Annotated in this window: 14 protein-coding genes; 10 read left to right on the forward strand and 4 right to left on the reverse strand. The window is 71.3% G+C overall.

Annotation, left to right across the window (positions count from 1 at the left end; translation table 11 throughout):
- The first annotated feature begins 87 nt into the window (after nucleotides 1–87).
- The 3 genes from K8640_RS09245 (at nucleotide 88) to K8640_RS09260 (ending at nucleotide 5,320) form a co-directional block, all read left to right on the forward strand.
- A complete protein-coding gene (locus K8640_RS09245) occupies nucleotides 88–993 on the forward strand; it encodes a DMT family transporter (RefSeq protein ID WP_223746726.1) in 906 nt (301 codons plus the stop codon).
- Nucleotides 994–1,268: 275 nt separating this feature from the next.
- Nucleotides 1,269–4,214, forward strand: a complete 2,946-nt coding sequence (locus K8640_RS09255; protein WP_305070644.1) for a choice-of-anchor D domain-containing protein — start codon at nucleotides 1,269–1,271, stop codon at nucleotides 4,212–4,214.
- Nucleotides 4,215–4,408: 194 nt separating this feature from the next.
- Complete coding sequence (locus K8640_RS09260) at nucleotides 4,409–5,320, forward strand: metallophosphoesterase (RefSeq protein WP_223746915.1); 912 nt, start codon at nucleotides 4,409–4,411, stop codon at nucleotides 5,318–5,320.
- A gap of 6 nt (nucleotides 5,321–5,326) precedes the next feature.
- On the opposite strand, the gene K8640_RS09265 is transcribed toward K8640_RS09260, so the two are convergent.
- Nucleotides 5,327–6,505 (reverse strand): chlorophyllase/cutinase-like alpha/beta fold protein, encoded by a 1,179-nt coding sequence (locus tag K8640_RS09265; RefSeq protein ID WP_223746727.1) that lies wholly within the window; start codon nucleotides 6,503–6,505, stop codon nucleotides 5,327–5,329.
- A gap of 44 nt (nucleotides 6,506–6,549) precedes the next feature.
- Nucleotides 6,550–7,467, reverse strand: a complete 918-nt coding sequence (locus K8640_RS09270) for a phosphatase PAP2 family protein (protein WP_223746728.1) — start codon at nucleotides 7,465–7,467, stop codon at nucleotides 6,550–6,552.
- Nucleotides 7,468–7,539: 72 nt separating this feature from the next.
- On the opposite strand from K8640_RS09270, the gene trxA reads away from it, so the two are divergent.
- Complete coding sequence (gene trxA / locus K8640_RS09275) at nucleotides 7,540–9,846, forward strand: thioredoxin (protein ID WP_223746729.1); 2,307 nt, start codon at nucleotides 7,540–7,542, stop codon at nucleotides 9,844–9,846.
- Nucleotides 9,847–9,950: 104 nt separating this feature from the next.
- Here trxA and K8640_RS09280 read toward each other — a convergent pair whose 3' ends face one another.
- A complete protein-coding gene (locus K8640_RS09280) occupies nucleotides 9,951–10,238 on the reverse strand; it encodes a hypothetical protein (RefSeq protein ID WP_223746730.1) in 288 nt (95 codons plus the stop codon).
- On the opposite strand from K8640_RS09280, the gene K8640_RS09285 reads away from it, so the two are divergent.
- On the forward strand, nucleotides 10,231–11,451 hold the full coding sequence (locus K8640_RS09285) for an FHA domain-containing protein (RefSeq protein WP_223746731.1): 1,221 nt from the start codon (nucleotides 10,231–10,233) through the stop codon (nucleotides 11,449–11,451). The genes K8640_RS09280 and K8640_RS09285 overlap by 8 nt on opposite strands.
- A 47-nt stretch (nucleotides 11,452–11,498) precedes the next feature.
- Here K8640_RS09285 and K8640_RS09290 read toward each other — a convergent pair whose 3' ends face one another.
- On the reverse strand, nucleotides 11,499–12,560 hold the full coding sequence (locus tag K8640_RS09290; protein ID WP_223746732.1) for an SMP-30/gluconolactonase/LRE family protein: 1,062 nt from the start codon (nucleotides 12,558–12,560) through the stop codon (nucleotides 11,499–11,501).
- 108 nt (nucleotides 12,561–12,668) lie between these two features.
- Here K8640_RS09290 and K8640_RS09295 point away from each other — a divergent pair, with 108 nt between their 5' ends.
- From K8640_RS09295 to K8640_RS09315, 5 genes are all read left to right on the forward strand, one after another.
- On the forward strand, nucleotides 12,669–13,664 hold the full coding sequence (locus K8640_RS09295) for a LysR family transcriptional regulator (RefSeq protein WP_223746733.1): 996 nt from the start codon (nucleotides 12,669–12,671) through the stop codon (nucleotides 13,662–13,664).
- Nucleotides 13,665–13,696: 32 nt separating this feature from the next.
- On the forward strand, nucleotides 13,697–14,500 hold the full coding sequence (locus K8640_RS09300; protein ID WP_223746734.1) for a GNAT family N-acetyltransferase: 804 nt from the start codon (nucleotides 13,697–13,699) through the stop codon (nucleotides 14,498–14,500).
- Nucleotides 14,501–14,695: 195 nt separating this feature from the next.
- Nucleotides 14,696–17,935, forward strand: coding sequence for a PD-(D/E)XK nuclease family protein (locus tag K8640_RS09305; RefSeq protein WP_223746735.1), 3,240 nt, complete (start codon nucleotides 14,696–14,698; stop codon nucleotides 17,933–17,935).
- Entirely contained in the window at nucleotides 17,932–21,597 is a 3,666-nt protein-coding gene (locus K8640_RS09310) for a UvrD-helicase domain-containing protein (protein WP_223746736.1), read from the forward strand. The genes K8640_RS09305 and K8640_RS09310 overlap by 4 nt, the downstream gene beginning before the upstream one ends.
- A gap of 12 nt (nucleotides 21,598–21,609) precedes the next feature.
- The gene (locus K8640_RS09315; RefSeq protein WP_046712872.1) at nucleotides 21,610–22,920 is read left to right on the forward strand and encodes an adenylosuccinate synthase; all 1,311 of its coding nucleotides are present in this window, start codon (nucleotides 21,610–21,612) and stop codon (nucleotides 22,918–22,920) included.
- Nucleotides 22,921–22,970: the final 50 nt, after the last annotated feature.

Raw genomic sequence — 22,970 nt, forward strand, 5'->3', positions numbered from 1 at the left:
CACTCCCACCCGCGCCGGCCGCCCGAGCGGGCGACCCGGGGCCGCTGGAGCCCCGACCGGGATTCCGGTAGAGGGGCGCCTCCTCCTATGTCCTCTCGCTGGGTCCTCCCCGTGCGCTACCGCGGCACGCCGCTGCTCGTGTTCGCGAGCGTGCTGTTCGCGGTCATGGCGCTGTGCACCCGCCTGCTGGCCGGCCGCCTGTCCCCGGGACAGGTGGCGTCCGGGCGCTTCGCCATCGGCCTGCTGTTCCTCGCGCTGTTCTTCCCGCTGATGCGGCGCAGGCCCCGCTTCGGGCGCGTCCACCTGTGGGCGCTGCGCGGCATCTTCGGCGGCGCGGCCGTCTACCTCTACTTCGTGGCGCTGGACCGGATGTCGGTGGGGCCCGCGGTGCTGCTCAACGCGTGCTGGCCCATCTACGCGGCCATCATCGGTTGGATGTTCCTGGGCGAGCGCGTGACGGGGGCGCTGCTGGCGGGCCTCGTGCTCACCACGGCGGGCGCGGGGCTGGTCATGTGGAGCACGGTGGCCCAGGACGTGTCGCTGACCCTGGGGCTGGGCGCGTGGGCGGGCATGGCGTCGGCGGTGCTGGGCGGCGCGGCCGTGGTGGTCATCCGCGCGCTCAGGCACGAGACGGACGCGGCCACGGTGTTCCTCTCCTTCTGTCTGTTCGGCCTGCTCTTCAGCCTGCCCTTCGCGCTCGCGGACTGGAGGCCGCTCGGCTGGGATGTCGTGCTTCCGCTGTTGGGCGTGGGGGTTTCCTCCGTGGTGGCGCAGATGGCCTTCACGTATGCCCTGGGCTACGTCACCGCGGTGGCCGGAGGGGTCGCCACCCAGTCGACGCCGGTCTTCTCGTGGGTGCTGGCGGCGGTGCTGTTGGATGAGGCCGTCTCGCCCCTGGCCGTGACGGGCGCCCTGGTGTGCATGGTGGGCGTCCTCTGGGGAACGGGCGTGCTGGAGCGCCTGCGCGCCCCGCAGTCGAAGCCCGCGCCCTGAGGCGCTCGGGTGCCCACGGCGGGCTGGTGGTTTGTCCCGACTGTCACCTGGCGTTCCTGAAGTAATTCCAGTCCCACCCGCCCCCAGGGAAACGTTCTTCCCACGGCGGAGAACCCCTTTTCCCAGCCACGCCCAAGAGTTGCCACGTTGGCCGGTGGACGTCTGTCGCCGCCATGCGTCGGGCACCTGGGTTGCAAAGCGCCCCCTCCGCCGGAATCGCGCGGGTGCGAGGCCGTGCGGAATCCGGGCTCGGGAGTCGTGGGGAGGCAGCAACGATGAGACGTCTGTTCTGGGTGGCGTGGGTGGCGGTGGCGTTGGTGGTGGGGACGGGATGTGAGCGCCCGTCGTCGCAGCGGGCGAAGAGCGCCTTCGTGGTGCGCCCCGAGACCATCGACTTCGGCCCCGCCGCGCTGGGCCGCACCAAGAGCTTCAAGCTGAAGGTGACCAACGGCGGCCGCGCGTCCTACCGCGTGGAGGGCGCCACCTCCACCATCCCCAATGTCACGGTGCCGCCGTTCGAGCCCTTCACGCTGGGCGCCGGCGCCGAGCGCGAAATCGAGGTGCACTTCAAGCCCGAGGTCGAGGGCTCGGTGCAGGGCTCGCTGGAGCTCATCACGGACGCGGACGCCCAGGGGCAGGTGCCGGTGTCGGGCCGGGGCGTGAAGGCCTTCGTGGAGGTGCCGCTGACGGAGCTGGACTTCGGCAACGTGGCCATGGGCTTCGTGGAGATGCGCCAGGTGACGGTGAAGAACCCCTCCGACGTGGAGACGCCCTTGGCGGTGTCGGTGCAGGGCGCGGACCTGGACCAGTTCACCGCGGAGCACGGCGAGGCGCCCACGCTGGCGCCGGGCGAGGAGCGGGTGTTGTCGGTGGCCTTCGCGCCCCGTCGTCTGGGCGCGGCCGCGGCGGAGCTGCACATCGCCGTGTGCGAGGGCTGTGAGCCGGCGGTGGTGCCGCTCAAGGGCATGGGCGTGGCGTCCAAGCTGGAGGTGACGCCGCTGCGGCTGGACTTCGGGCGCGTGGCGCTGGGCGCCAGCGCGGAGCAGTCCATCACCGTGCGCAACCAGGGCACCGAGTCCCTGCGCTGGTCCGGCGTGGAGCTGCAGCTCAACCCGGGCGGCGTGTACCGCGTGGTGAGCGAGCCCGTGCTCAGCGGCGGCCTCCTGGCGGCGGGCGCGAGCGTGGAGGTGCGCGTGGCCTTCACCCCGGTGGTGCTGGGGCGCGCGGGCGAGGGGCGCGTGGAGGTGGGCGTGCGCGAGCAGGGCTCCTCGGCGCCGGGCCCCAAGGTGTCGCTCGCGGGCGAGGGCGGCACGTCCTGCGTGGCGGTGAAGCCGCGTGACTTGGACTTCGGCGTGGTGGCCGAGGGCATGACGGCGACGCGGCCGGTGGAGGTCATCAACCGCTGCCGTGACAGCGTGCTCGTCAACAACCTGAACCTGACGACGGCGCAGGGGGGCTACTTCACCCTGGCGCAGGCGCCGGCCAGCGTGACGGTGCCCGCGGGCCAGTCCGCCTTCGTGGGCATCACCTTCAGCCCGCGCGTGGGCGCGGCGGGTCGGAGCGAGGGGCAGCTCGCGGTGAGCGTGCGCGCCGGGAGCACCACGTCCACGGAGGGCGTGACGCTCAAGGGCGAGGGGCGCGCCTTCAAGCCGTGCCAGTACTCGCTGCCGCAGCAGCTGAAGTTCGGGAAGGTGCCGGTGGGCGCGGAGGTGGGGCTGGGGGTGACGTTGCGCAACACCGGCACGGAGGCGTGCTACCTGGCGTCCATGCAGCTGGTGGCGGGCTCGGACCCGTCCTTCCTCGGGCAGTCGGTGCCCAACCACGTGCTCGAGCCGGGCCAGAAGGCCACGCTGGTGGTGCGCTTCAAGCCGGAGGAGGAGGGGCCCTTCGAGGGCCTCGCGGAGGCGTGGGTGAACCACCCGACGCTGGGGCACCCGCTGGTGTCGCTCGTGGGCGAGGGCGTGAAGGGCTGCTTCGCGCTGCAGCCGACGACGGTGGACTTCGGCGTCACCAAGCTGTCGTGTGGACCTCGCACCCGGGAGCTGGTCGCCATCAACGAGTGCATCGGCCCGGTGAAGGTGGCCGGGATGACGCTGGAGCAGGCGGGCGAGGAGTTCTCGGTGGAGTCGGCGAGCGCCTTCCCGTCCTCGATTGCCGCGGGCGGGCGGGTAAAGCTGACGGCGCGCTACACGCCGACGGACGACGGCGACGACGCGGCGGCGGTGCGCTTCCGGCTGGAGGATGGGAGCGAGTACACGGCGGGCCTGTTGGGCCGGGGCGTGACGAAGGCGGAGCAGACGGACCGCTTCTTCCAGGAGTCGAAGGCGAAGGTGGACGTGCTCTTCGTGGTGGATAACTCGGGCTCGATGATGGAGGAGCAGCAGAGCCTGGGGCAGAACTTCGCGGCCTTCCTGAGCGCGGCGAGCGCGGCGGCGGTGGACTACCGCATCGGCGTCACCACGACGGGCCTGGATGAGTCCCCGGGCGGCTGGTCCGAGTGCCCGGGCGGCGCGCAGGGCGGCGAGAACGGCCGCCTGTTCCCGGTGGACGGCTCGCGCCCCCGCATCATCACGCCGGACACGCCCAACGCGGCCGCGGTGTTCGCGGACAACACCCGCGTGGGCGTGTGTCACTGGAACGAGCAGGGCCTGGACGCGGCGCACCGCGCCCTGTCGGACCCGCTGCTCTACAACCTGGATGACACCCGCACGCCGCTGCCCAACGACGGCAACGGCGGGTTCCTGCGCGAGGACGCGAAGCTGGCCATCATCTTCCTGTCGGACGAGGAGGACTTCAGCTCGCAGCCGGTGTCCTTCTACGAGACGTACTTCCTGGCGCTGAAGGGCAACGACAAGGCGAAGCTCAGCATCAACGCGATTGTCGGCCCCATGGACCTGGCCACCTGCCCCACGTCGAGCAGCGCCGGCAGCCGCTACATCCAGCTGGCGAACACCACGGGCGGCGTGGTGGAGAGCATCTGCACGCCCAACTGGGCCGCGTCCCTGGAGAAGCTCTCCAACAGCGCCTTCGGCCCCAACCGCAAGTTCCCCCTGTCCGAGGAGCCCGCGGACACCACGCGAATCGTGGTCCACGTGGACGGCGTGCAGGTGCTGTCGGGCTGGGAGTACGACGCGCGCACCAACAGCATCATCTTCGACCGGGACTCCGCTCCCGCGCCGGGCTCGCTGGTGGAGGTGACGTACCCGCTGGGCTGCAACTAGCGCTCACGTGAGTCCAAGGTGTGACGGCGCCGCGCTTCTCCTCGGAGGGGCGCGGCGTTTGTCTGTGATTGATTCTGGCGAGTGCTTCCTTCATGGCTGCGTTGAGCTGAAGTGTGGGTTTTCTGTCAGCCTTGCGTCCCATGGGGCAGGGATGACTCGACAGGGTGGATGCGCGGGTGCAGCCTTCCGGGGTGATGCCGGAGCCCCTCCTGGTTGCCGCCCTGGGTGACGTCCACGGTCGCTTCCACCGCGTGGAGACGTGGTTGGACGCGCTGGAGCAGTCGCGTGGTCGGCCGGTGTCGATGGTGCTCGCGGTGGGGGACGTGGAGGCGTTCCGCCGCGCGGACGACCATCGGCGCAAGGCCGCCAAGCGGACCATGCCCGCGGAGTTCGCCGAGTACGCGGACGGCGTCCGCCGCGTGAAGCGGCCGCTGTACTTCATCGGCGGCAACAACGAGGACTTCGAGGCGCTGCACGACTTCCAGGACGGGGGCGAGCTGGCGCCGGGCGTCACCTACCTGGGCCGCGCCGGCGTGCGCGAGCTTTCGGGGCTGCGCGTGGGCTTCCTGTCCGGCATCCACGCGCCGCGCTTCATCGACCAGCCCTTGAAGCGCCCCGTCACGCAGGACCTGATGAAGCAGGCGGGCTACTTCCGCACCGCGGAGGTGGAGCGGGTGATGTCGCTCAGGGACGTGGACCTGATGCTCGTGCACGAGTGGCCCCGGGGCATCGTCCAGCGCGCGCGCGAGGAGAACCCCTCGCCGCCCCGGCCCTTGCCCTCGTACTGGATTGGCAATGGCGTGACGCGCCGCCTGGTGGACACGGTGCAGCCGAAGTGGCTCTTGTGTGGACACTCGCACAAGGCCTTCGCGGTGACGCTGGAGGGCGCGGGCCGCCCCGCGACGCGCATCGCCTGCCTGGACCAGGCCACGCGCCCCGAGGAGTCCGTCTTCTGGCTGGAGTACGAGGGCCGAGAGGTCGTGCGCGTCGGCTGGGGGGTGTCCGGGGCCGTCGCCTGGGAGCCGGGGCGCCGCTGGGATTTGTCCCGGCTGCCCGTCGTGGAGGGAGGGCACGACGGCGACGAGGCTCCCGCGGGCGTGATGTAGCGCGGCTCAGGGCTGGCCGGGCTCCCAGTGCTCGAGCAGCGCGTCCGCGTCCGGTGTGAGCAGGGCGCTGGCGGACGGAGGCGGCGCGGTGGGCCGCACGAGCCTGCGTCGCACGGTGGCGTCCAGGAACCTGCGCGTCACGTCCGCCGTCGTGGCCCAGCCCCGGGCCACCGCCTTCGCCGTCTCCGCCGACACCACCCCCGGCGCCAGCGTGGCGGCGGCGCCCACGCTGGTGAAGCCCACGTGGCGCATGCCGGGGATTCGAACCATCCACCGATGCGCGCCGCGCAGCGACTCGAGCAGCTCGAAGTCGGGCACCACCACGGCGTCGTCCTCCTGGAACAGGTGCAGCAGGGGGACCTGGACCCGCTCCGGCTGGAAGTCCGGCAGGCCCTTCAACCACCCCTTGCCGCGCCGGGTCCCGATGCCCCCATCCAGGCTCACCAGCGCGCCCGCCTCGGGATGCGCGAGCGCGAACAGGAAGGCCGCGCGAGCACCCAGGCTGTGCCCGATGACGGCCACGCGCGAGGTGTCGATGCGCGCATCCGCGCGGAGCACGCGCAGCGCGCGCTCCAGCTCCCGCGCCTGCCGTCTCGCGGTGGCGAGCACGTCGACGAGCGGCCCGGGCGGCTCTGCGCGAGTGGGCGAGGGCGTGGTGGCCACCACGTAGCCGTGGCTCGCCAGGTACTCGGCCAGCACGGCCTGATGGTGGGCGGAGTGGTGCCGGCCCTGCGCCACCAGCACGAGCGGGAAGCGTCCCGGCGCGGGCGGCGCGTGGGGCGTGGCCGTCATGGGCGTGTCGAGCCACGCGGCGGTGCTCTCCTCGGGCACGCCCAGGTCGATGAGCTGCTGCTCGTAGAGGGTGACGGCCTGGGTGGCGCGCGCCTCGTCGCGAGGCGTCTCGGGTTCGGACTCGAAGCCCATGAGTCCCACGTAGTCGCGATAGTGCAGGCGCGTCGCCGCGTCGCTCTCCCGCGTCGGGTACCAGACCGTGAGCTGGAGCGCCGAGGGGTCCTCCGGCGTGGCGGCGATGGCCTGCACGCGCATCCCGACGCTCCAATGCCCCGCCTCCACCGGGCCCCAGATGGGCGGCGCGGTGATGAAGGGTTGGGGCGGCACGAGCAGGTAGCTGGGCGCGAAGCGGCTCGCGGAGTTGCAGCCGGCGACGAGCACCAGCGCCAGCACGCCCGCGCGCCACGCCCGCCCGAGACGCCCGCGGATGGCGGGCCTCAGAACACGCCCGAGAAGCCAGCCATGCGCGCGCCGGCGACGGGCATCAGCCGGGCGGCGGTCGGGGAGCGGCGCGCGGCGCTGGACTCCACGCCGCCGGTCCGGCCATGCAACAGCAGGGGCACCGCGACGCCGAAGGCCGCGCCCATCACGGCGCCCGTGGCCACGTCGGTGAGGTAGTGCTTGTCGGCGCCCATGCGCAGCAGTCCCACGGAGGTGGCGAGCGGCAGTCCCACGGCCCAGATCCACGCCTGGTTCTCGTAGCCGCGCAGCGCGGCCACCGTGCCCGCGGACACCACCAGCGAGAAGGCCAGGTTGGTGTGCCCGCTGTAGAAGGACAGGTTGTTGTCGCTGGGTTGGTCGGTGAGGCGCTTCTGGTCCTCGGGCAGCACGTGGACGAAGGGGCGCTCACGGCCGACCAGGAACTTCACCGTCTGGTTCGCGAGCGTCGCCAGCATGGCGCTCTCCAGGATGATGGTCGCGTCCTGCGCGAAGAACCGGTTCGGGCTGTCCGAGCCTCGCCCCACCGCGTACTGCAGACCCATGACCCCGGCGGGCAGCACGCCGAAGCCGATGATGTTGCTCCAGTGCCCCGCGCGGTGCCGGGACGCCTCCGTGTTCCCCGCGAGTCCCCGGCCCCAGCGGTCCAATTGGTTGAGTCGGTCCGTCCCGTCCGGCGCCCGGTCACACCAGCGGCATGTCGCGGGCGCCAGGTCGCTCTTGAAGAGCACCTCGCTCGAAATCCAGAGCACGGCGGCCGAGCCGGTGATGACGCCGTCGCGGGCCCAGTCGAACTTCAGCTCGTGCAGACGAGGGGCGTCCTCGGCGGGCTGGGCCAGGGCCGGAGTCAGCGGAAAGAGCGCGAGGATCGCAGTGAGTGCGAGAATGGGAAAGGACGGGCGCACGGCGCGCAGCATAGGGCGACGCTGGCGCGGCGCGAAGGGTTTGACTACAAGCGTCCGACTCCCATTCGCATCCGAGGCTTCATCGTGAGTACGCACCCCGTCGACCTGACGGCCGAGACCTTCGAACAGATGACTGGCAAGCCAGGGTTGGTCCTGGTGGACTTCTGGGCGGAGTGGTGTGGCCCGTGCCGCAACTTCGCGCCGACCTATGCCACCACCGCGGAGAAGCACCCGGACGTCGTGTTCGGCAAGGTGGACACGGAGGCGCAGCAGGAGCTGTCGGGCCGGTTCCAGATCCAGTCCATCCCCACGCTGATGGCGTTCAAGGATGGCACGGTGGTGCACCGCTCCAGTGGAGCCATGTCGCCGGGCCGGCTGGACGCGCTGGTCAAGTCGCTCAAGACGCTGGACGTCGCCTACGCGAAGCAGGCCGAGGAGAACAAGAAGCTGACCGAGCAGGGCATCGTCCCGCCCGGCGTGCACCCCGAGGCGACGTGGGACGAGGGCGACAGCGAATGGGTGTACGGCGCCACGGACCCCAAGGGGCGCAAGCAGGGGCCCTACAAGTACTGGCGCGCGGACGGCACGCTCTGCAACGAGTGCAGCTTCGAGAACGACAAGCCCCACGGCCCCTTCAAGCGCTTCCACGAGAGCGGTGAGGTCTCCCAGGACGGCGACTTCGTGAAGGGGGAGCTTCACGGGCCGCGCACCTGGTACGCGTCCGAGAAGTTCACCACGGAGCGCATGCACGAGAACGGGGTCTCCACGCTCGTTCGCAAGACGGTGATGGTGTACGAGCACGGCCGCGTCACCGGCGTGACGCACTATGACGGCCAGGACCGCCGCGTGGTGCCGTCCACCGGCGAGCCGTACCCCGACCGTCCCGAGGGAATCCCGCTGGAGGCGGAGCTTCGCGAGGACCTGAACCAGTGGTCCCACGTCGAGCTGAACACCGACGGCGAGCGCCACGGGCTCGCGCGCTTCTGGCTCCAGGACGGCCAGCTGTTGTGGGAGGGCGAGTTCGTCGAGGGGCAGCGCCACGGCGCCTATCGCTCGCTGGCGAAGGACGAGTACCTGGACCCGCGTGTCAGGTTCGACGAGGGCCGGTACGAGCAGGACGTGGCCTGTGGGACGTGGACGCTGCTGGACGCGGACCGGCAGGTGGTGTTGACGCGGGACCTGGGCGTCGCGCAGCAGGAGGCGGAGCTGTCGGCGTCGCCGGTCTTCTCCAACGTGCCCCGGAGCGCGGAGGCCTGGCGTGAGTACGCGGCCACGTGCGTGGCGGCGCGCAAGCACCGCGAGGCGCTCCTGGCGCTGGCGCGCTCGGTGGCGATGGACCAGCAGGTGGCGCCGTTCCTCGAGTTGATGGAGCGCGTGGCGCTGCCGAGGACGCCGGACAACGCGAAGGCCACGGCGGGCGAGGCGCTGCAGAACGCGGCGGACTCCAGCTCGGCGCTGGCGGAGACGCTGGTGCGCGGTGGTGACGCGGGCATGCTGCTGCGGGCCCATGCGGTGCGGCTGGACCAGCTGGACCGGCCGAGGGCGGCGCTGGACTTCGTGAACGCGGCGCTGCTGGTCGCTCCGGAGCGCACGGCGTTCCTCTTCACCCGAGGCCTCGTCCTGTTGAACATGGGCATGGACGCACACGCGTTGAAGGACGCGGAGGCGCTGGCGAAGGCGGAGCCGGGGACGGCCACGTTCCTGAGGACGTACGCGCGGGCGCTGTTCCCGGTGTTCGACTTCTGGCCGGCGAAGCAGAAGCCGGTGTCGACCTACGAGGACCTGCCGGAGAAGCCCGCGCAGACGCTCGACGCCATCGTGCGCATCGTCCAGAAGTACGCCTCGCGGCTGCAGCTCGTCCGCGCCGCGCTGCTGGGGCGCTTCAAGCCCGGCGCCGTGCTGCCGTGGATGCCGCCGGACGTGTCCGCCCTGTTGCCTGCGGGGCCGGTGGAGCTGGCCGAGGAGGAGGTGGAGGTTGGGGAGGACTCGGTCTCCGTCGACGAGACGCTGAGCGTGGCGGGCATGGGCCTGCCGGACCTCATCCGGCTGGCGCGTGGAGACTGGAACGCGCTCACGTGGCTGTTGTGGGCCTGTGGGGAGTCGAAGGTGGTGCTGCCGAAGAAGGTGGCGCCTCCGGCGGACTTCGGACAGGCGGCGGGCATGTCGAGCCAGCGACACTGGCGGGTGCGGGACCGCAAGGTGACGGGCGGCCGTGGCGCGCAGGCGTCGGGCGCGGCGGGCTTCGAGTTCGCGGGCGTGGAGATCGACGCCCTGCACCCGAACCTCCTGGGCATCGCGGAGCAGCACTACGCGGAGATGCAGGCGATGTTCTATTGGCTGACGGACAGCCACAACGTTTCGCCCTGGCAGGACAACCTGAGGGGGAGCTGAGCCATGAACCGCACGCCTCGACAGGTCGAGATCGCCGACCCGCTGTGGAAGGCGCTGGAGACGATGAGCCGCGAGATGGGCGTGGACCGCGATGTCCTCGTCAATCAGGCGCTCTTCTCGCTCGCGCGGCAGTTCGGGTTCATCCAGCCCACGCAGGTGAGCCTCACCGAGACGAGCAGCGCGCCGGCCGTGGTGGCCGCGCCTGTGGTCGCGCGGACGCCCGTGGCGACGCCAGCGGCAGTGGCGACGCCCGCGGTCAGCGCCCCCGTCTCAGTGCCCGCGGCGCCCGCGGTGACTGCTGCTCCAGCGGCAGCGGAGCCGGTGGCCACACCTCCCGCGACGGTGCCTCCGATGAAGGCACCTGCCTCCGCGAAGGTCGCGGACGTGGCCAATGAGTCCGCTGAGGTAGAGGCTCCGAAGGGCGCCGAGTCCGAAGCGGTCGCCGAGCGTGTTCGCGAAGTAGTGCGCGCCGTGGACCAGTCGGTGGAGGTTCAGCCGCCTCCGGTCGTCGCGCTCGCGGACACCGACGAAGAAGAGTCCAAGACCGGGGAGCACGAAGGAACTCCCGGGGCCGACGACGCGGAGGGTGCCGAGGTGAAGGCCGCCGGAAGCGCCAAGGACTCCGACGACGAGGAAGCGGAGGGTTCCGAGGACTCCGAGGACGAGCCCGCCACGGAGAAGGAGCCCACGGTCGACGAGGCCGAACTGCGCGAAGCTGTCGCCGCGCGCGTCCGAGACATCGTGGGTGACGTCGACCGTCTGGTCGAGCCCGTCGACGCGAAGCCCGATGACGACTCGGATGACGATGCCGACGAGGACTCGGACGACGATTCCGATGACGATGCCGACGAGGACTCGGACGATGGTTCCGATGACGACTCGGACGACGATTCCGATGAGGACTCGGACGATGACGAGGACTCGGATGGCGACGCGGATGAAAAGGACTCCGGCGACGACGATTCCGACGAGGACTCGGATGGCGACGCGGATGAGAAGGACTCCGGCGACGACGATTCCGACGAGGACTCGGACGACGATTCCGATGCGGACGGGGATTCGGACGACGATTCCGATGCAGACGAGGATGCGAAGCCGGCCGCAGGCAAGGCGGCGGCAGGCAAGCCAATCCCAGCCAATGCAATCGCAGGCAAGGCCGCGGTCGGCAAGCCCGCCGTCGGCAAGGCGGCAGCAGCTTCCGCCGAGCCAGCGTTCGTGGACGAAGACTCCTCCGACCTGGTGACGGAGGCGAAGCCCGAGCCGAAGGCGCCGGCGGGCAAGCCGGACAAGACCATCATCGTGCAGGCTCCGCCGGAGCTGAAGGTGCACGTGAAGCTCGACGATGGCGAGCCGGTGCTGGTCGCTCGCGAGCGGTTCATCATCGGCCGGGGTCCCAGCGCGGACCTGATGGTGAAGTCCGCCAGGGTCTCGCGTGAGCACGCGGTGATCCTGCGCGACGGCGACGAGGTCTTCATCGAGGACCTCAAGTCCTCGAACGGCACCTGGTTCGACAACACGCGCATCGCGCGCCGTCAGGTCTCCGATGGCGAGGAGTACCTGCTGGGCGGCATCCGCATCACCTTCTCGCTGACCACCGAGTCGTAACGCGGCCCCTCTCCGCCTCCACGGACGTCACGTCCGTGGAGGCGGTGTCAGCGGGGAAGGGGCAGCGAGGCGACCCAGAAGACCTGGGGCAATGCGGCCTCCGGACCTCGAAGGATGCGGTCGCGGAGTCTCGCTTCGGTGACCCAGACCGTCCCCTCGTCGGACACGGTGAGATTCACCGGGGACTCCATCCCCGATGCGAGCACCTCCAGGACCTTCGCGCCCCGGGACTTGCCCAGGACGTCGATACGGACGAGCCGCCCGTCGCCGCTCTGTGTCGCGCCCTCGACGAGCAGCAGGCGTCCGTCTGGCGCGAAGCGCATGCCGTCCGGATTCTCCAGGCGGCGCGGCAGCGAGACTTCACGGACGCTCGGACCCTGTCCCCTGGCTCCAGGACGAATCACGAAGAGCCGACCTGGGCCGAAGGTGTTGATGACGAGCGTGCTTCCATCGGGCGCGAGCGCGATCCCCGCTGGCCCCACCGCGCTCATCCCGGGGCCGCGAGCGCTGAAGCGTGGAGCCATCACCCATGTCTCCCACGCCTCGCTGTCGGGCCGCAGGTACAGCACGGCGGCGCGGTGGCTATCCGTGACATACAGGCCGCCATCCGGAGCCACGGCGAGGTCATTGCCGAGCGCGCCCGCGGGAAGCGGGATGACCTTGAGCAGCGCGCCCGAGCGAGCGTCGAGCGCGAAGACGCGAGCCCCCCGTCCACCCGCGACGCCCTGGGGTCTCAGCAGTCCCATGGCGTCGGGAGACGTCCCCCACAGCAGGTTTCGAGGCGCGTCCAGACGGAGGCTCGTCACGGAGAACACCTGCTCGGAGCCCGGAAAGAACTCCGTCCAGTCACCGCCAGCGACACGTCGGAGCACCCGGCCATCCGCCACGGAGCCGACATAGAGCGTTCCCTGGTCATCCACGGCGATGCCGTTGGGCACCGTGAAGCCCGAGGGGAGCGACATGCGCTCGAAGCCATGCGGGCCGGGCGTGGTGCTCGCGGAGGCGGGTGTCACGGCACCCGAAGCGCGGGCCTTCGAGTGCGGCGGGGTCGCGGGGGAGGTGATGAGCAGCAGCGTCGACAAGACACTCGCGAGCGGCAGTGGGCACATGAGATGGACTCCCAGGAGGACGCGTGGTGCATAGCCCGCGAGCGACCCGGCATCATCGGGGCGCCGGGCACGACACTCGTGCGCGAGATGCAACAATCGGAGGGAGGCGTGGAGCGCTTGGAGTTGAGAGATCGGCTGGAGGACATGCTGGCCTTTTCGGCCGTGGCGCGCGCGCTGAGCTTCGCGGACGCGGCGCGGGAGCTGCGGGTGAGCGCGTCCACGCTGAGTCGACGGGTCGCTCGGTTGGAGGCCGCGCTCGGGGCCGCGTTGTTGAGACGCACGACGCGCCGGGTCTCCCTCACGGAGGCGGGCGCCCTGTATCTGGAGCGATGCACGGATGTCCTCCAGCGCCTCGAAGAGGCGGATGCCCTGGTGTCCGGCTACGGAGGAGCGCCGAGAGGGCGACTGCGCGTGGCCGTGCCCAATCTCTTCGGTCAGCGTCAAATCGCGCCGCTCGTTCCGGACTTCATGCGCCGCTATCCGCGCATCACGTTGGAGCTCTCCTTCCAGGACCGCTACGTCAACCTCGTCGAGGAGGAGTTCGATGTGGCCATTCGGATTGGCGCGCTGCCGGACTCGAGCCTCGTGGCTCGACGGCTGGCGACGATTCGTCGATTCCTGGTGGCGGCTCCGCGCTATCCGAGGGGCCGCGAGGCGCTGGCCCAGCCCGCTGACCTCGCGTCGCATCCGTGTCTCCAGTTCTCCCATTTCCAGGACGGAGAGACGTGGACCCTGGTGCGTGGCGCCGAGCGGACCACCGTGCGCATCCATCCCGTCTTGCGCACGGACAACGCGGAGGCGCTGCGGCTGGCCGCGCTCGGCGGTTGTGGTGTCTCGGCGCTCGCCACGTTCCTGGTGGATGAGGACCTGCGGACGGGCCGGCTCATCCGCATGCTGGAGGACTGGGCCCTGCCGGAGGTGGGCCTGTTCGCCGTGCATCCTCCCAGCAGACTGGTGGCGCCCAAGGCGCGTGTGTTCGTCGACTTCCTCGCGGAGCGACTGGCGGGTGAACCCTGGGAGCGCTCGGGAGCAAAGAGGCCCCGTCGGGCGCGGAAGCAAGGGGTTGCCGGCGGGGTGTCGCTGCGGCAGCGTGGCGTGGAATGAATCGCGAGCCTCAGGCTTCGGAGCCGATTGCCATGGACCTCGTTCCCGCGTCCGAGGGGTCTTTCCTGTCGCTGTCCACGCTGTTCGCGCGCGCCTTCGAGGGCTACTTCGTCCCGGTGCCCGATGCGCCGCAAGCCTTCGATGCGCGCGTGCGAAGCGAGCACATCTCGTTGACGGAGAGCCGGGTCGCTCGCGTGGGTGGTGAGGCGGTGGGGCTCGTGCTGATGGCGCGACGGGGCAACGTCAGCCGGGTCGCGGGCATGGGCATCGTTCCCAGCCGAAGAGGGCAGGGCCTGGGCGGCGAGATGCTGCGTCCCTTGCTGGACTCCGCACGAGCGCGCGGAGATGCGCGGATGGTGCTCGAGGTCATCGAGCAGAACGCGCCCGCGGTGAAGCTCTACGAGCGCCTGGGCTTCCGACGCATGCGGCGACTGGTGGGCTTCACGGGGACGCCGACGCCAGAGCCCGGAGCGCTGGAGGAAGTGGACCCGCGCGAGTGTGCGAAGCTCCTGCCCGCGGGCCTGCCATGGCAGCTCGACGCGGCGACGGTGATGGGCTTGTCGTCCCCGGCGAAGGCCTTCCGACTCGGTCCCGCCTTCGCGGTGGTGGCGGATGTCGCCGCGCCCACGCTCGGTCTGCGCTCGCTGGTGGTGGAGCCCTCGGCCCGAGGAAAGGGCGCCGGGAGGAGGCTGCTGAGGGCCCTGGCCGCCGCGCATCCCGGCAAGCCCCTGGCGGTGAGCGCCATCGTCCCCGAGGGCCTGTGTGACCGCTTCTTCCTGGGCGAGGGCTTCACCTACCCGGCGCTCTCGCAGCTCGAACTGGCGCACACCTTCTGACGCGCACCCGCTCCAGGGCGCAAGGGCCACCCGGAAGCTCCAGGGCTTCTGGGTAAGCCGGTCAAGGAGGTCCGGTTCGCGGGCCAACCGTGGGAAACAGGTGGGCAGGCAGGCGGGCTCACGAACACACTGGGCGCGGAGTGAGGAATCGAGCATGAAAGCGACCCGTCCGGTCGTTCTAGACTCCACGCATCCATGGCCAGCTCCGTCCGTACCCTCCATGTGTTCCCCGACGCCAGCCGGCGTCAGGCCGCGTTGCGCGCGGAAGGGAACGCCCGGGGGCTGGCGGTGGGCCGGGACCTGCTCACCTGGGAGGAGCTCCTCGTCGCGCTGGGCGGGGCTCGCGAGCTGAACCGGCGTCCGTGCCCGGCGGTGCTGGCGCGCGCGGTGATGTCCTCGCTGGGGCCGCAGCTGGGCAACACGCACTTCGGCGAGTACGTCCGGGAGCCGGCCTTCGCGCGCGCGGGGCTGGAGGTGGTGCTGGACCTGAAGGCCGGGCGCCTGTCGCCACGGGAGCTCCAGGACGCGGTGGAGGTCCTCCCGCCCGAGCGGCAGAAGCACGTGCGGGTGCTCGCCCGGCTGTATCACCTGTACGAGCAGAAGCTGGCGGAGCTGGGGCTCGCGGACCGCGAGGACGTGCTGCGCGGGGCGCGCGAGGCGCTGGGCCGGGGCGCGTGGCCGGTGAGCTGGGATGGCGTGGGGACGCTGGTTTTGCACGGGGTCTACGACGTGCGCCCGTCCGGCCTGGAGCTCCTGCTGGCGTTGGCGGCGGCGTGTGAGTCGCGACGCGTGACGCTCCGGGTGGAGACGCCGGTGGGTGGCTCGCCGGTCGCGGACGCGGCCCTGGCCTCGCTGTTCCGCGCCTTCGAGAACCGCGGCGAGTCCATGCCGCACGTGGACCTCTTCAAGGCGGACGTCACCTTCGAGTCCCGGCCGTTCATCGACCTGGGGCGCTTCGCCTTCTCGCCCCGGGCGCCGCGCAATGTGCTCGAGGACGCGAAGACCCAGCCTCGCGTGTGGAGCGCGGCCACGGCGCGCGAGGAGGCGCGACTGGTGGCCAGGGACGTGCGCCGGCTCATCGCGGAAGGGGCCGCGCCGTCGGACATCGCGATTGCATACCGTGAGCTGGGGGCGGAGGCGGGGTGGCTCGCCGAGTCGCTCGGTGAGCTGGGCGTGCCGGTGCGACTGCCCTGGGGCGAGCCGCTCTCTCTGGCCGGGCCGGTGCGTCTGGCGTTGGACCTGCCGCTGCTGGTGGAGGACGGCTTCCCCGCCGAGCGCGTGGCGGAGCTGGTGGGCAGTCGCTACGCGCACATCCTGTCGCGCGGAGGTCCGGAGTCGCCGGCGAGCCTCTTCGCGCTGGCCGCCGTGCGGGACGACCGCCTGGGCGCGCTGCGAGGACGCGGTGCCTACGACGTGCGCCTCGAAGGCCTCGCGCGTCGTCTCCAGGCGCTCCAGGGCGCACAGAAGAAGGACGGCAGCGCGCGCATCCAGTCGGTGCGGGTGCTGCGCGAGCGCTGCGGCCTGCTGCTGGATTACTGCCGACGCATCCCCGAGAAGGCGCCCGTCGCCGAGCAGCTGGCCGCGTGGTGGCACGTGGTGGAGCGGCTGGGGCTGATGGACTCCGAGGGGCCCTTGGAGCCCCGCGCGGAAGGTGGACTGGCGGAGCGGGCGCTGGATGCGCGGTCGCGAGACGAGGCCGCGCGCGAGGCGCTGCGGCAGCGCGTGCAGGGACTGCTGCGGACGATGAAGGCGGTGGGCGGTGGCCCGGTGCTGCGTCGGCGCACGTTCGGTCGATGGCTGCGCGACGCGATGTCGGAGGCGTACCTGCCCGCGCGAGGTCCCCGGGGCGCGGCGGTGGAGGTGCTGGAGGCGGCGGAGGTGCCGGGGCGCTCCTTCCGTCATCTCTTCATCGCGGGGCTCACGGAGGGACGCTTCCCCGGACGGGACGTGCCTTCGCCGCTGCTCGCGGACGCGGAGCGCTCGGCGCTCAATCAGCACCTGGGCCGTGACGTGTTCCGACTGACCGGCGGCGAGTTCGAGGACCGCGCGGCGTGGCGGCTCACCGAGGACCGCCTGTTGTTCGCCAGCGCCCTCGCCGCGGCGGAGGAGACGCTGAGCCTGTCCTTCGCGGTGGAGGGGGCGGGTGGACAGGAGCAGGTGCCGTCCTCGTTCCTGGAGGAGGTGCGCCGGCTCACCGCGCTGAAGTGGACGCCGCGCTCGTTGCCGCCCATCCCGCCGCTTGACGAGGTGCTTACCGAGTCGGAGCTGCGGCGCTGCGTGGCGCTCGAGGTCCTGGCGCATCCAAAGCTGCGCGTCACCGAGCCGGACCCGGCGGCGTCTCGGCTCAAGCATCGCTTCGACCGGGAGGCCTGGTACTCGGGCGCACATGAGCTATCGCTGGTGGAGGTGGAGCGGCTGCACTTCTTCGGGGAGCCGGACCGCAAGCCCGGGAAGTACACGGGCTCGGTGGATGCCAACACGATGCGCGCGTCGTTGCGCGAGGCCTTCCGCTTCGACCTCACGCGGCCCCTGTCCGCGTCCGCGCTCGCGCGCTTCGGCAACTGCGGCTTCCAGGGCTTCCTCACGTACGGCCTGAAGGTGACGGAGCCGGACCGCCCGGGCGAGGAGTTCGACGCGCGCGGGCGCGGCACCTTCTGGCACCGCGTCGTGGAGGAGGTCTTCCAATCGCTCAAGCAGCACCAACTGCTCGGCAAGGCTCCGGAGGAGATCCCCGAGGAGGTGCTGGACTCCGCGCTCCAGTCCGCGGTGGCGCACTTCGAGAAGTTCCACCACGTGGGGCACCCCGCGCTGTGGAAGCTGGCGCACGAGCGCGCGCGGGCGATGGCGCGTCGAATCCTGGTGGATGAGCGGCGCGGGCTGCCCTTCGAGCGGATGGTGCCGGAGGGCTTCGAGCTCCAGTTCGGCCCCGCCGCCGAGGACGACCGGTGGCGCCACGTCATGTTGCCCATCGACGGGGACGCCATCGTCTTCGAGGGGAAGATCGACCGGCTCGACGTGTCCGGCTCGGAGGTGGGTGTCATCGACTACAAGTCCGGGCGCCTGGACAAGAACGAGCTGAAGAAGCGGCTGCTCACGTCCGACTTTCAGCTGCCGCTGTACCTCTTCGCCGCGCGCGAGAGCGGCCACCAGAACGCGAGCCAGGCCGCGTGGTTCTCGCTGCGCACGGGCAACACCATCCACCTGTCGGAGGTGGTCCCCGCGCAGGAGCTGGACGAGCTGTTGTCCACGGACCCCGAGGTGCGCGCGAAGGTGGCGGAGAAGGAAGGCGGGCGCAACCTGCCCAACGCCGTGGAGTCGCTGGTGCGCACGCTGCGCGAGGGCCAGTTCGCCGCGCGGCCCCAGGACTGTGGCTCCTGCGGCTTCCGCGCCGTGTGCCGCATCACCGAGCGGCGGATGACGGAGGAGGGGAGTTGAGCACGGCCCCTTCCATCCTCGCGCTGGAGCGCAACCTGGCGCTCATGGCGGGCGCCGGCGCGGGCAAGACGTACAGCCTGGTGACGATGACGCTGCACCTGCTCGCGGGCGCGCGCGAGGCGGGGGGCCCCTTGCGCCCCGCGCGGTTGTGCATGCTGACCTTCACCGACAAGGCCGCGGCGGAGATGCGCGCGCGCCTGAGGATGCGTCTGGACGGGCTGGCGCAGGGCGAGGCGAAGCTGGACCAGGAGGTGGAGCTGCGCGCCTCGCTCTCCCGGCTGGACCGCCCGTTCCCGTTGCCCGAGGCGTGGCGCCAGCTGCGCGAGGAGATGGGCGCGGCCACGGTGGGCACGTTCCACTCGCTCTGCGGTCAGTTGCTGCGACGCGCGCCACCGGCGGTGGGCATCGACCCGAGCTTCGAGGTGCTCGACGAACTCGAGGCGTCCAGTCTGGTGCAGGACGTGTGCGAGCGCGTCGTGCTCGATGCGCTGGAAGCGGGCGACGCGCGCGTGCGTGAGCTGTGTCAGGAGCTGGGGTTCTCCGGCTCCGGGTTCTCCGATGGTCTGGTCGCCGCGCTGGTGTCGGTCTACGGCAAGCTGCGCGAGGAGGGGCTGCGCGCGGCCTCCGCGGCGGTGGCCGACGTGGCGCAGGCCCGCGAGGAGTTCGACGACGCGCTGAAGGAGTGTCTGCGCCTGTGCATGGAAGTGCGAGCGCTGGACGCCAAGGGCGAGTGGAGCCAGTTGGTGGGCGCGCTGGAGAAGGCGCTCAACGGGATGACGGCGGAGAACTTCCAGAAGGGAGACCGCTACCCGTGGTTGCGCGCCTGCTTCGCGACGGACACGCGCAACATCGCGCGGCTCAGCAAGGGCGCCGCGGGGCCGGTGCGCGAGCTGTACTGGCGCATCTACAAGGGCAAGACGGACGGCTCGGTGCGCATGCTCGTCGATGCGTGGGCCGCGTGGCACACCGCGCCCTTCGAGGAGACCTTCCGCGAGCTGCTGGGGCGCGTGGAGAGCCGGCACGACGCGGAGTTCGCCCGCCGCAACGTGTTCGACTTCACCTCGCTGCTCGTCAAGGCGCGCGACCTGCTGCGAGACCATCCCGAGTTCCGCCGGCAGGTGCAGGAGCGCGTGGGCGCCCTCCTGGTGGACGAGTTCCAGGACACCAACCGGCTCCAGTTGGAGCTGGTGCTGCTGCTCGCGGAGAAGCGCGAGGGGGGGCCTCGCGAGCTGACGCCGGAGATGGACCTGCCGTCCGCGCTGCCGCTGGAGCCCGCGTTCCTCTGCGCGGTGGGAGATCGCAAGCAGTCCATCTACGAGTTCCGTGGCGCGGACGTCTCCGTCTTCACGCTGCTGTCGAAGAAGGTGGAGGAGGAGGGCGGCACGCGCGGCTTCCTCCAGCACAACCGCCGCTCGGTGCCGGGCCTGTTGTCCTTCTTCAACCACGCCTTCGCCGGGGTGCTGGTGGCGGCGGATGCGCACGCGCCCCGTCCGTTCGAGGTCGTCTACGTCCCCGAGGAGGACGACCTGTCACCCGTGCGCGCCTCGCTCACCGAGGCCCCCGTGGTGGAGCGACTCCACCTGGAGGAGCAGGAGACCGCCGGAGACCTGCGATGGCTGGACGCGGACTGCACCGCGAGGCGGCTGCGCATCCTGCTCGCGCCCGGTGCGCTCCCCACGGTGGCTCGCGAGGATGGCGAGGGCTCACGTCCCGCGCGCGGTGGCGACGTGGCGATGCTCTTCCGGACCTTCACGCACCTGGAGGTGTACCGGCAGGCGCTCATCCGCCACGGTGTGCCGCATCGGGTGCTGCGTGGACGAGGGTTCTACGGCGCGCAGGAGGTGCTCGACCTGGCCTCGCTGCTGGCGCTGCTGGCGGACACGGAGGACGCGCTCGCCTTCGCCGCCGTGCTGCGCTCGCCGCTGGTGGGCCTGTCGGACGCGACCTTGTTCCTGCTCGCCGGGGAGCAGCCGTTGTCGCTGGCGTCACCTCGACTGACGGACGACGAGGTGCTCGCCACCCTGCCGGAGCGTGAACGTCAGCGCCTGAAGACCTTCCTGGAGGCCTTGCCCGCGCTGTGCCGGGAGCGGGACCGGTTGGGCGTGAGGGAGCTGTTGCTCTCCGCGCTGGACCTGACGGGCTACCGCGAGGCGCTCGCGGGCTCTCCCTATGCGGAGCAGGCGAGCGCCAACGTGGAGAAGCTGCTCGCGTTGGCCTCGCGTCGCGACGAGCGGGGCTCGGGCGGGTGCGTGGCCTTCGCCCGCGAGCTGCGCATGCTGGCCGAGTCCTCCCCGAACGAAGCCCAGGCGGACCTGCTCGACGCCGGAGACCCGCGCGCGGTGCAACTGCTCACCATCCACCGCGCCAAGGGCCTGGAGTGGCCCATCGTCGTCGTGCCCGGCATGGGCGGTCGACGCCGGAGCACCTCCGCCCGCGCGCACTTCGAGCGCTCGCACGGCATCGCCCTGCGCCCCTGGGTGCCCGACTCGCTGGACGGCTATACGTCCAACCGCTTCGAGGCGGTGCGCCAGGAGCTCAAGGCCCGGGAGGACGCCGAGTATCGCCGCCTGCTCTACGTGGCGCTCACGCGCGCCAGGGACTTGCTGGTGCTCTCCGGTGGAGAAGAGCCACGTGCGGGCAAGGATTCGTGGTGGCACCTCGTCGACGCCCGGCTGGAGGACGTCACCACGCGCGAGCTCGTCACGGACGTGGACGTGGACGAGCTGCCTCCACCCAGGGACCCGGAGCCGCCGGGGCCCGAGGCGCTGGCGCGCGCGGAGGCCCGTGTCGAGGCCGCGTTGCTGCGCGTGCGCGGCGGCACGCTGGACCTGCCCGAGTCAGCGGCGTCCCTCAGCGCGCCCGTGAGCGCCGTGCAGGACTTCATTACCTGTCCACGCCGCTTCCACTACGTGCACCGCCTGGGACTGCGCGGCGCGCCGTGGCCGTGGGAGGTGGCGCCGCGAGAGACCCCGCTCGTCGTCGAGCCGGAGGGCTGGCTCCCTGAACGCAGCCCCGCGGAGCTGGTGCGCCATCTGTTGAGCACCTCTGATTTGCGACTGTGCTCGGCCCGTGACGTGGACGTCACGGAGCGCCGCGCGCACCTGGAGGCCTTGCTGCGCGAGGCGGGCGCGTTGGCGGAGGACCCGGGCATGGAGGCGGTCCTGGGCACGGCGGAGCGCTGGCTCGCCACCGACTTCGCCCGGATGCTGGCGGAGTCCCCGCCGCGCGGCGTGCACCGGGGCCTGGCCTTCAGCCTGGTGGTGGACGAGGGCATCTCCCTGGAGGGTGAGATGGATGTCCTCTGGGAGTCACCTCGCGGCGAGGCGGTGGTGGTGACCTACAAGTCGGGCGGACGGCATCCGTTGGGAGCGGCCGCGTACGCCCACGAGCTGGACGCGCTGGAGCTGGCGGCGCGACGGATGGTGCGAGCGGGCGTCCCCGTGCGTGTGGGCGTCGTCTTCCTGGGGGAGGAGCGCCCGGAGCCCGAGTGGCGGGCGGACGCGGCGCGCCCCGAGGAGGCCGCCAGGCGGCTCGCGGACGCGACGCGGGCGCTGGCACGGGGGGAGGTGCGTGGCGCCTGGGTGGGACGAGAGAGGGCGACCTGCCAGGCCCTGCATTGTGGCTTCTCGGAACACTGTCACCCGGCCCCTCCCGCGTGCTAAGCGGCGGGCACCATGCCGAACGTCGTCGTCATCGGAGCGCAGTGGGGAGATGAAGGGAAGGGCAAGGTCGTGGACCTGCTCACCGAGCATGCCCAGTTGGTCGTCCGCTTCCAGGGCGGCAACAACGCGGGGCATACGCTCGTGGTGGGGGGCCAGAAGACGGTCCTGCACCTGATTCCCTCGGGCATCCTCCACCAGGGCAAGACGTGTGTCATTGGCAACGGAGTGGTGGTGGACCCGGCGGTGCTCGTGGGGGAGATCGACGCGCTCAAGGCGCGCGGCTTCCTCAAGGAGGACTCGCAGCTCATCATCTCCGACAATGCCCACGTCATCTTCCCGTGGCACAAGCTGCTGGACAGCTTCCGCGAGAAGGCCCGCGGTGGCAGCGCCATCGGCACCACCGGCCGCGGTATCGGCCCGTCCTACGAGGACAAGGTGGCGCGCCGGGGCATCCGCATGCGGGACTTGCTCAACCCCGAGCGCCTGCGCAAGCGCATCGAGGAGCGGCTGCCCCAGGCCCTCGAGGAGCTCCGGGAGCTGTGCGGCAAGGCGGGCGTGCCGGTGCCCCAGCTCGAGGTGCCCCAGGTGCTCGCGGAGTTCTCCGGGCTGGGTGAGCGGCTCAAGCCCTACGTGCACGACGCCTCGCTGTACCTCGCCGGCCAGGTGCGCCGCGGCGCGCGCATCCTCTTCGAGGGCGCGCAGGGCACGCTGCTCGACGTGGACCACGGCACCTATCCCTTCGTCACGTCGTCCAACTGCGTGGCGGGCAACGCCGCGGTGGGCTCGGGCCTGGGCCCGACGGCCATCGACAAGGTGATGGGCATCAGCAAGGCCTACACCACGCGCGTCGGCGGCGGTCCGTTCCCCACGGAGCTCAGCGACGCCATCGGCGACCAGCTGCGCAAGGTGGGTGACGAGTTCGGCGCCACCACCGGTCGTCCCCGCCGCTGCGGCTGGCTGGACGGCGTGGTGCTGCGCTACGCGGCGCGTGTCAACGGCCTGTGGGGCATGGCGCTCACCAAGCTCGACGTGCTCAGCGGCCTGAAGTCGCTGCAGATCTGCAACGCGTACGACCTGGACGGCGAGAAGATCACCGAGCTGCCCGGCGACTACGAGGACCTGGCGCGCGTCAAGCCCATCTACGAGACGCTGCCCGGCTGGGAGGAGAACCTCGCCGGCGTGCGCAGCTTCGACGAGCTGCCGGAGAACGCGAAGCGCTACGTGCGCCGCGTGGAAGAGGTCAGCGGCGTGCCCGTGGTGTGCGTCTCCGTGGGCGCCGACCGCGGCGAGACGGTGCTGCTGCAGAACCCCTTCCGCAGCTGAGACGGGCCACACCCTCGGAGAAACTCCCACCGGGGGTGTGGGCGCATCGT

This window comes from Myxococcus sp. XM-1-1-1 (assembly GCF_020037095.1).
Taxonomy (GTDB): domain Bacteria; phylum Myxococcota; class Myxococcia; order Myxococcales; family Myxococcaceae; genus Myxococcus; species Myxococcus fulvus.

Bases quoted from the DNA above. Each gene is read 5' to 3' on its own strand.
- K8640_RS09305 (WP_223746735.1), top strand. From the start codon at position 14,696: ATGGCCAGCTCCGTCCGTACCCTCCATGTGTTCCCCGACGCCAGCCGG.
- K8640_RS09260 (WP_223746915.1), top strand. From the start codon at position 4,409: ATGCCGGAGCCCCTCCTGGTTGCCGCCCTGGGTGACGTCCACGGTCGC.
- K8640_RS09255 (WP_305070644.1), top strand. From the start codon at position 1,269: ATGAGACGTCTGTTCTGGGTGGCGTGGGTGGCGGTGGCGTTGGTGGTG.
- K8640_RS09245 (WP_223746726.1), top strand. From the start codon at position 88: ATGTCCTCTCGCTGGGTCCTCCCCGTGCGCTACCGCGGCACGCCGCTG.
- K8640_RS09300 (WP_223746734.1), top strand. From the start codon at position 13,697: ATGGACCTCGTTCCCGCGTCCGAGGGGTCTTTCCTGTCGCTGTCCACG.
- K8640_RS09290 (WP_223746732.1), bottom strand. From the start codon at position 12,560: ATGTGCCCACTGCCGCTCGCGAGTGTCTTGTCGACGCTGCTGCTCATC.
- K8640_RS09270 (WP_223746728.1), bottom strand. From the start codon at position 7,467: ATGCTGCGCGCCGTGCGCCCGTCCTTTCCCATTCTCGCACTCACTGCG.
- K8640_RS09315 (WP_046712872.1), top strand. From the start codon at position 21,610: ATGCCGAACGTCGTCGTCATCGGAGCGCAGTGGGGAGATGAAGGGAAG.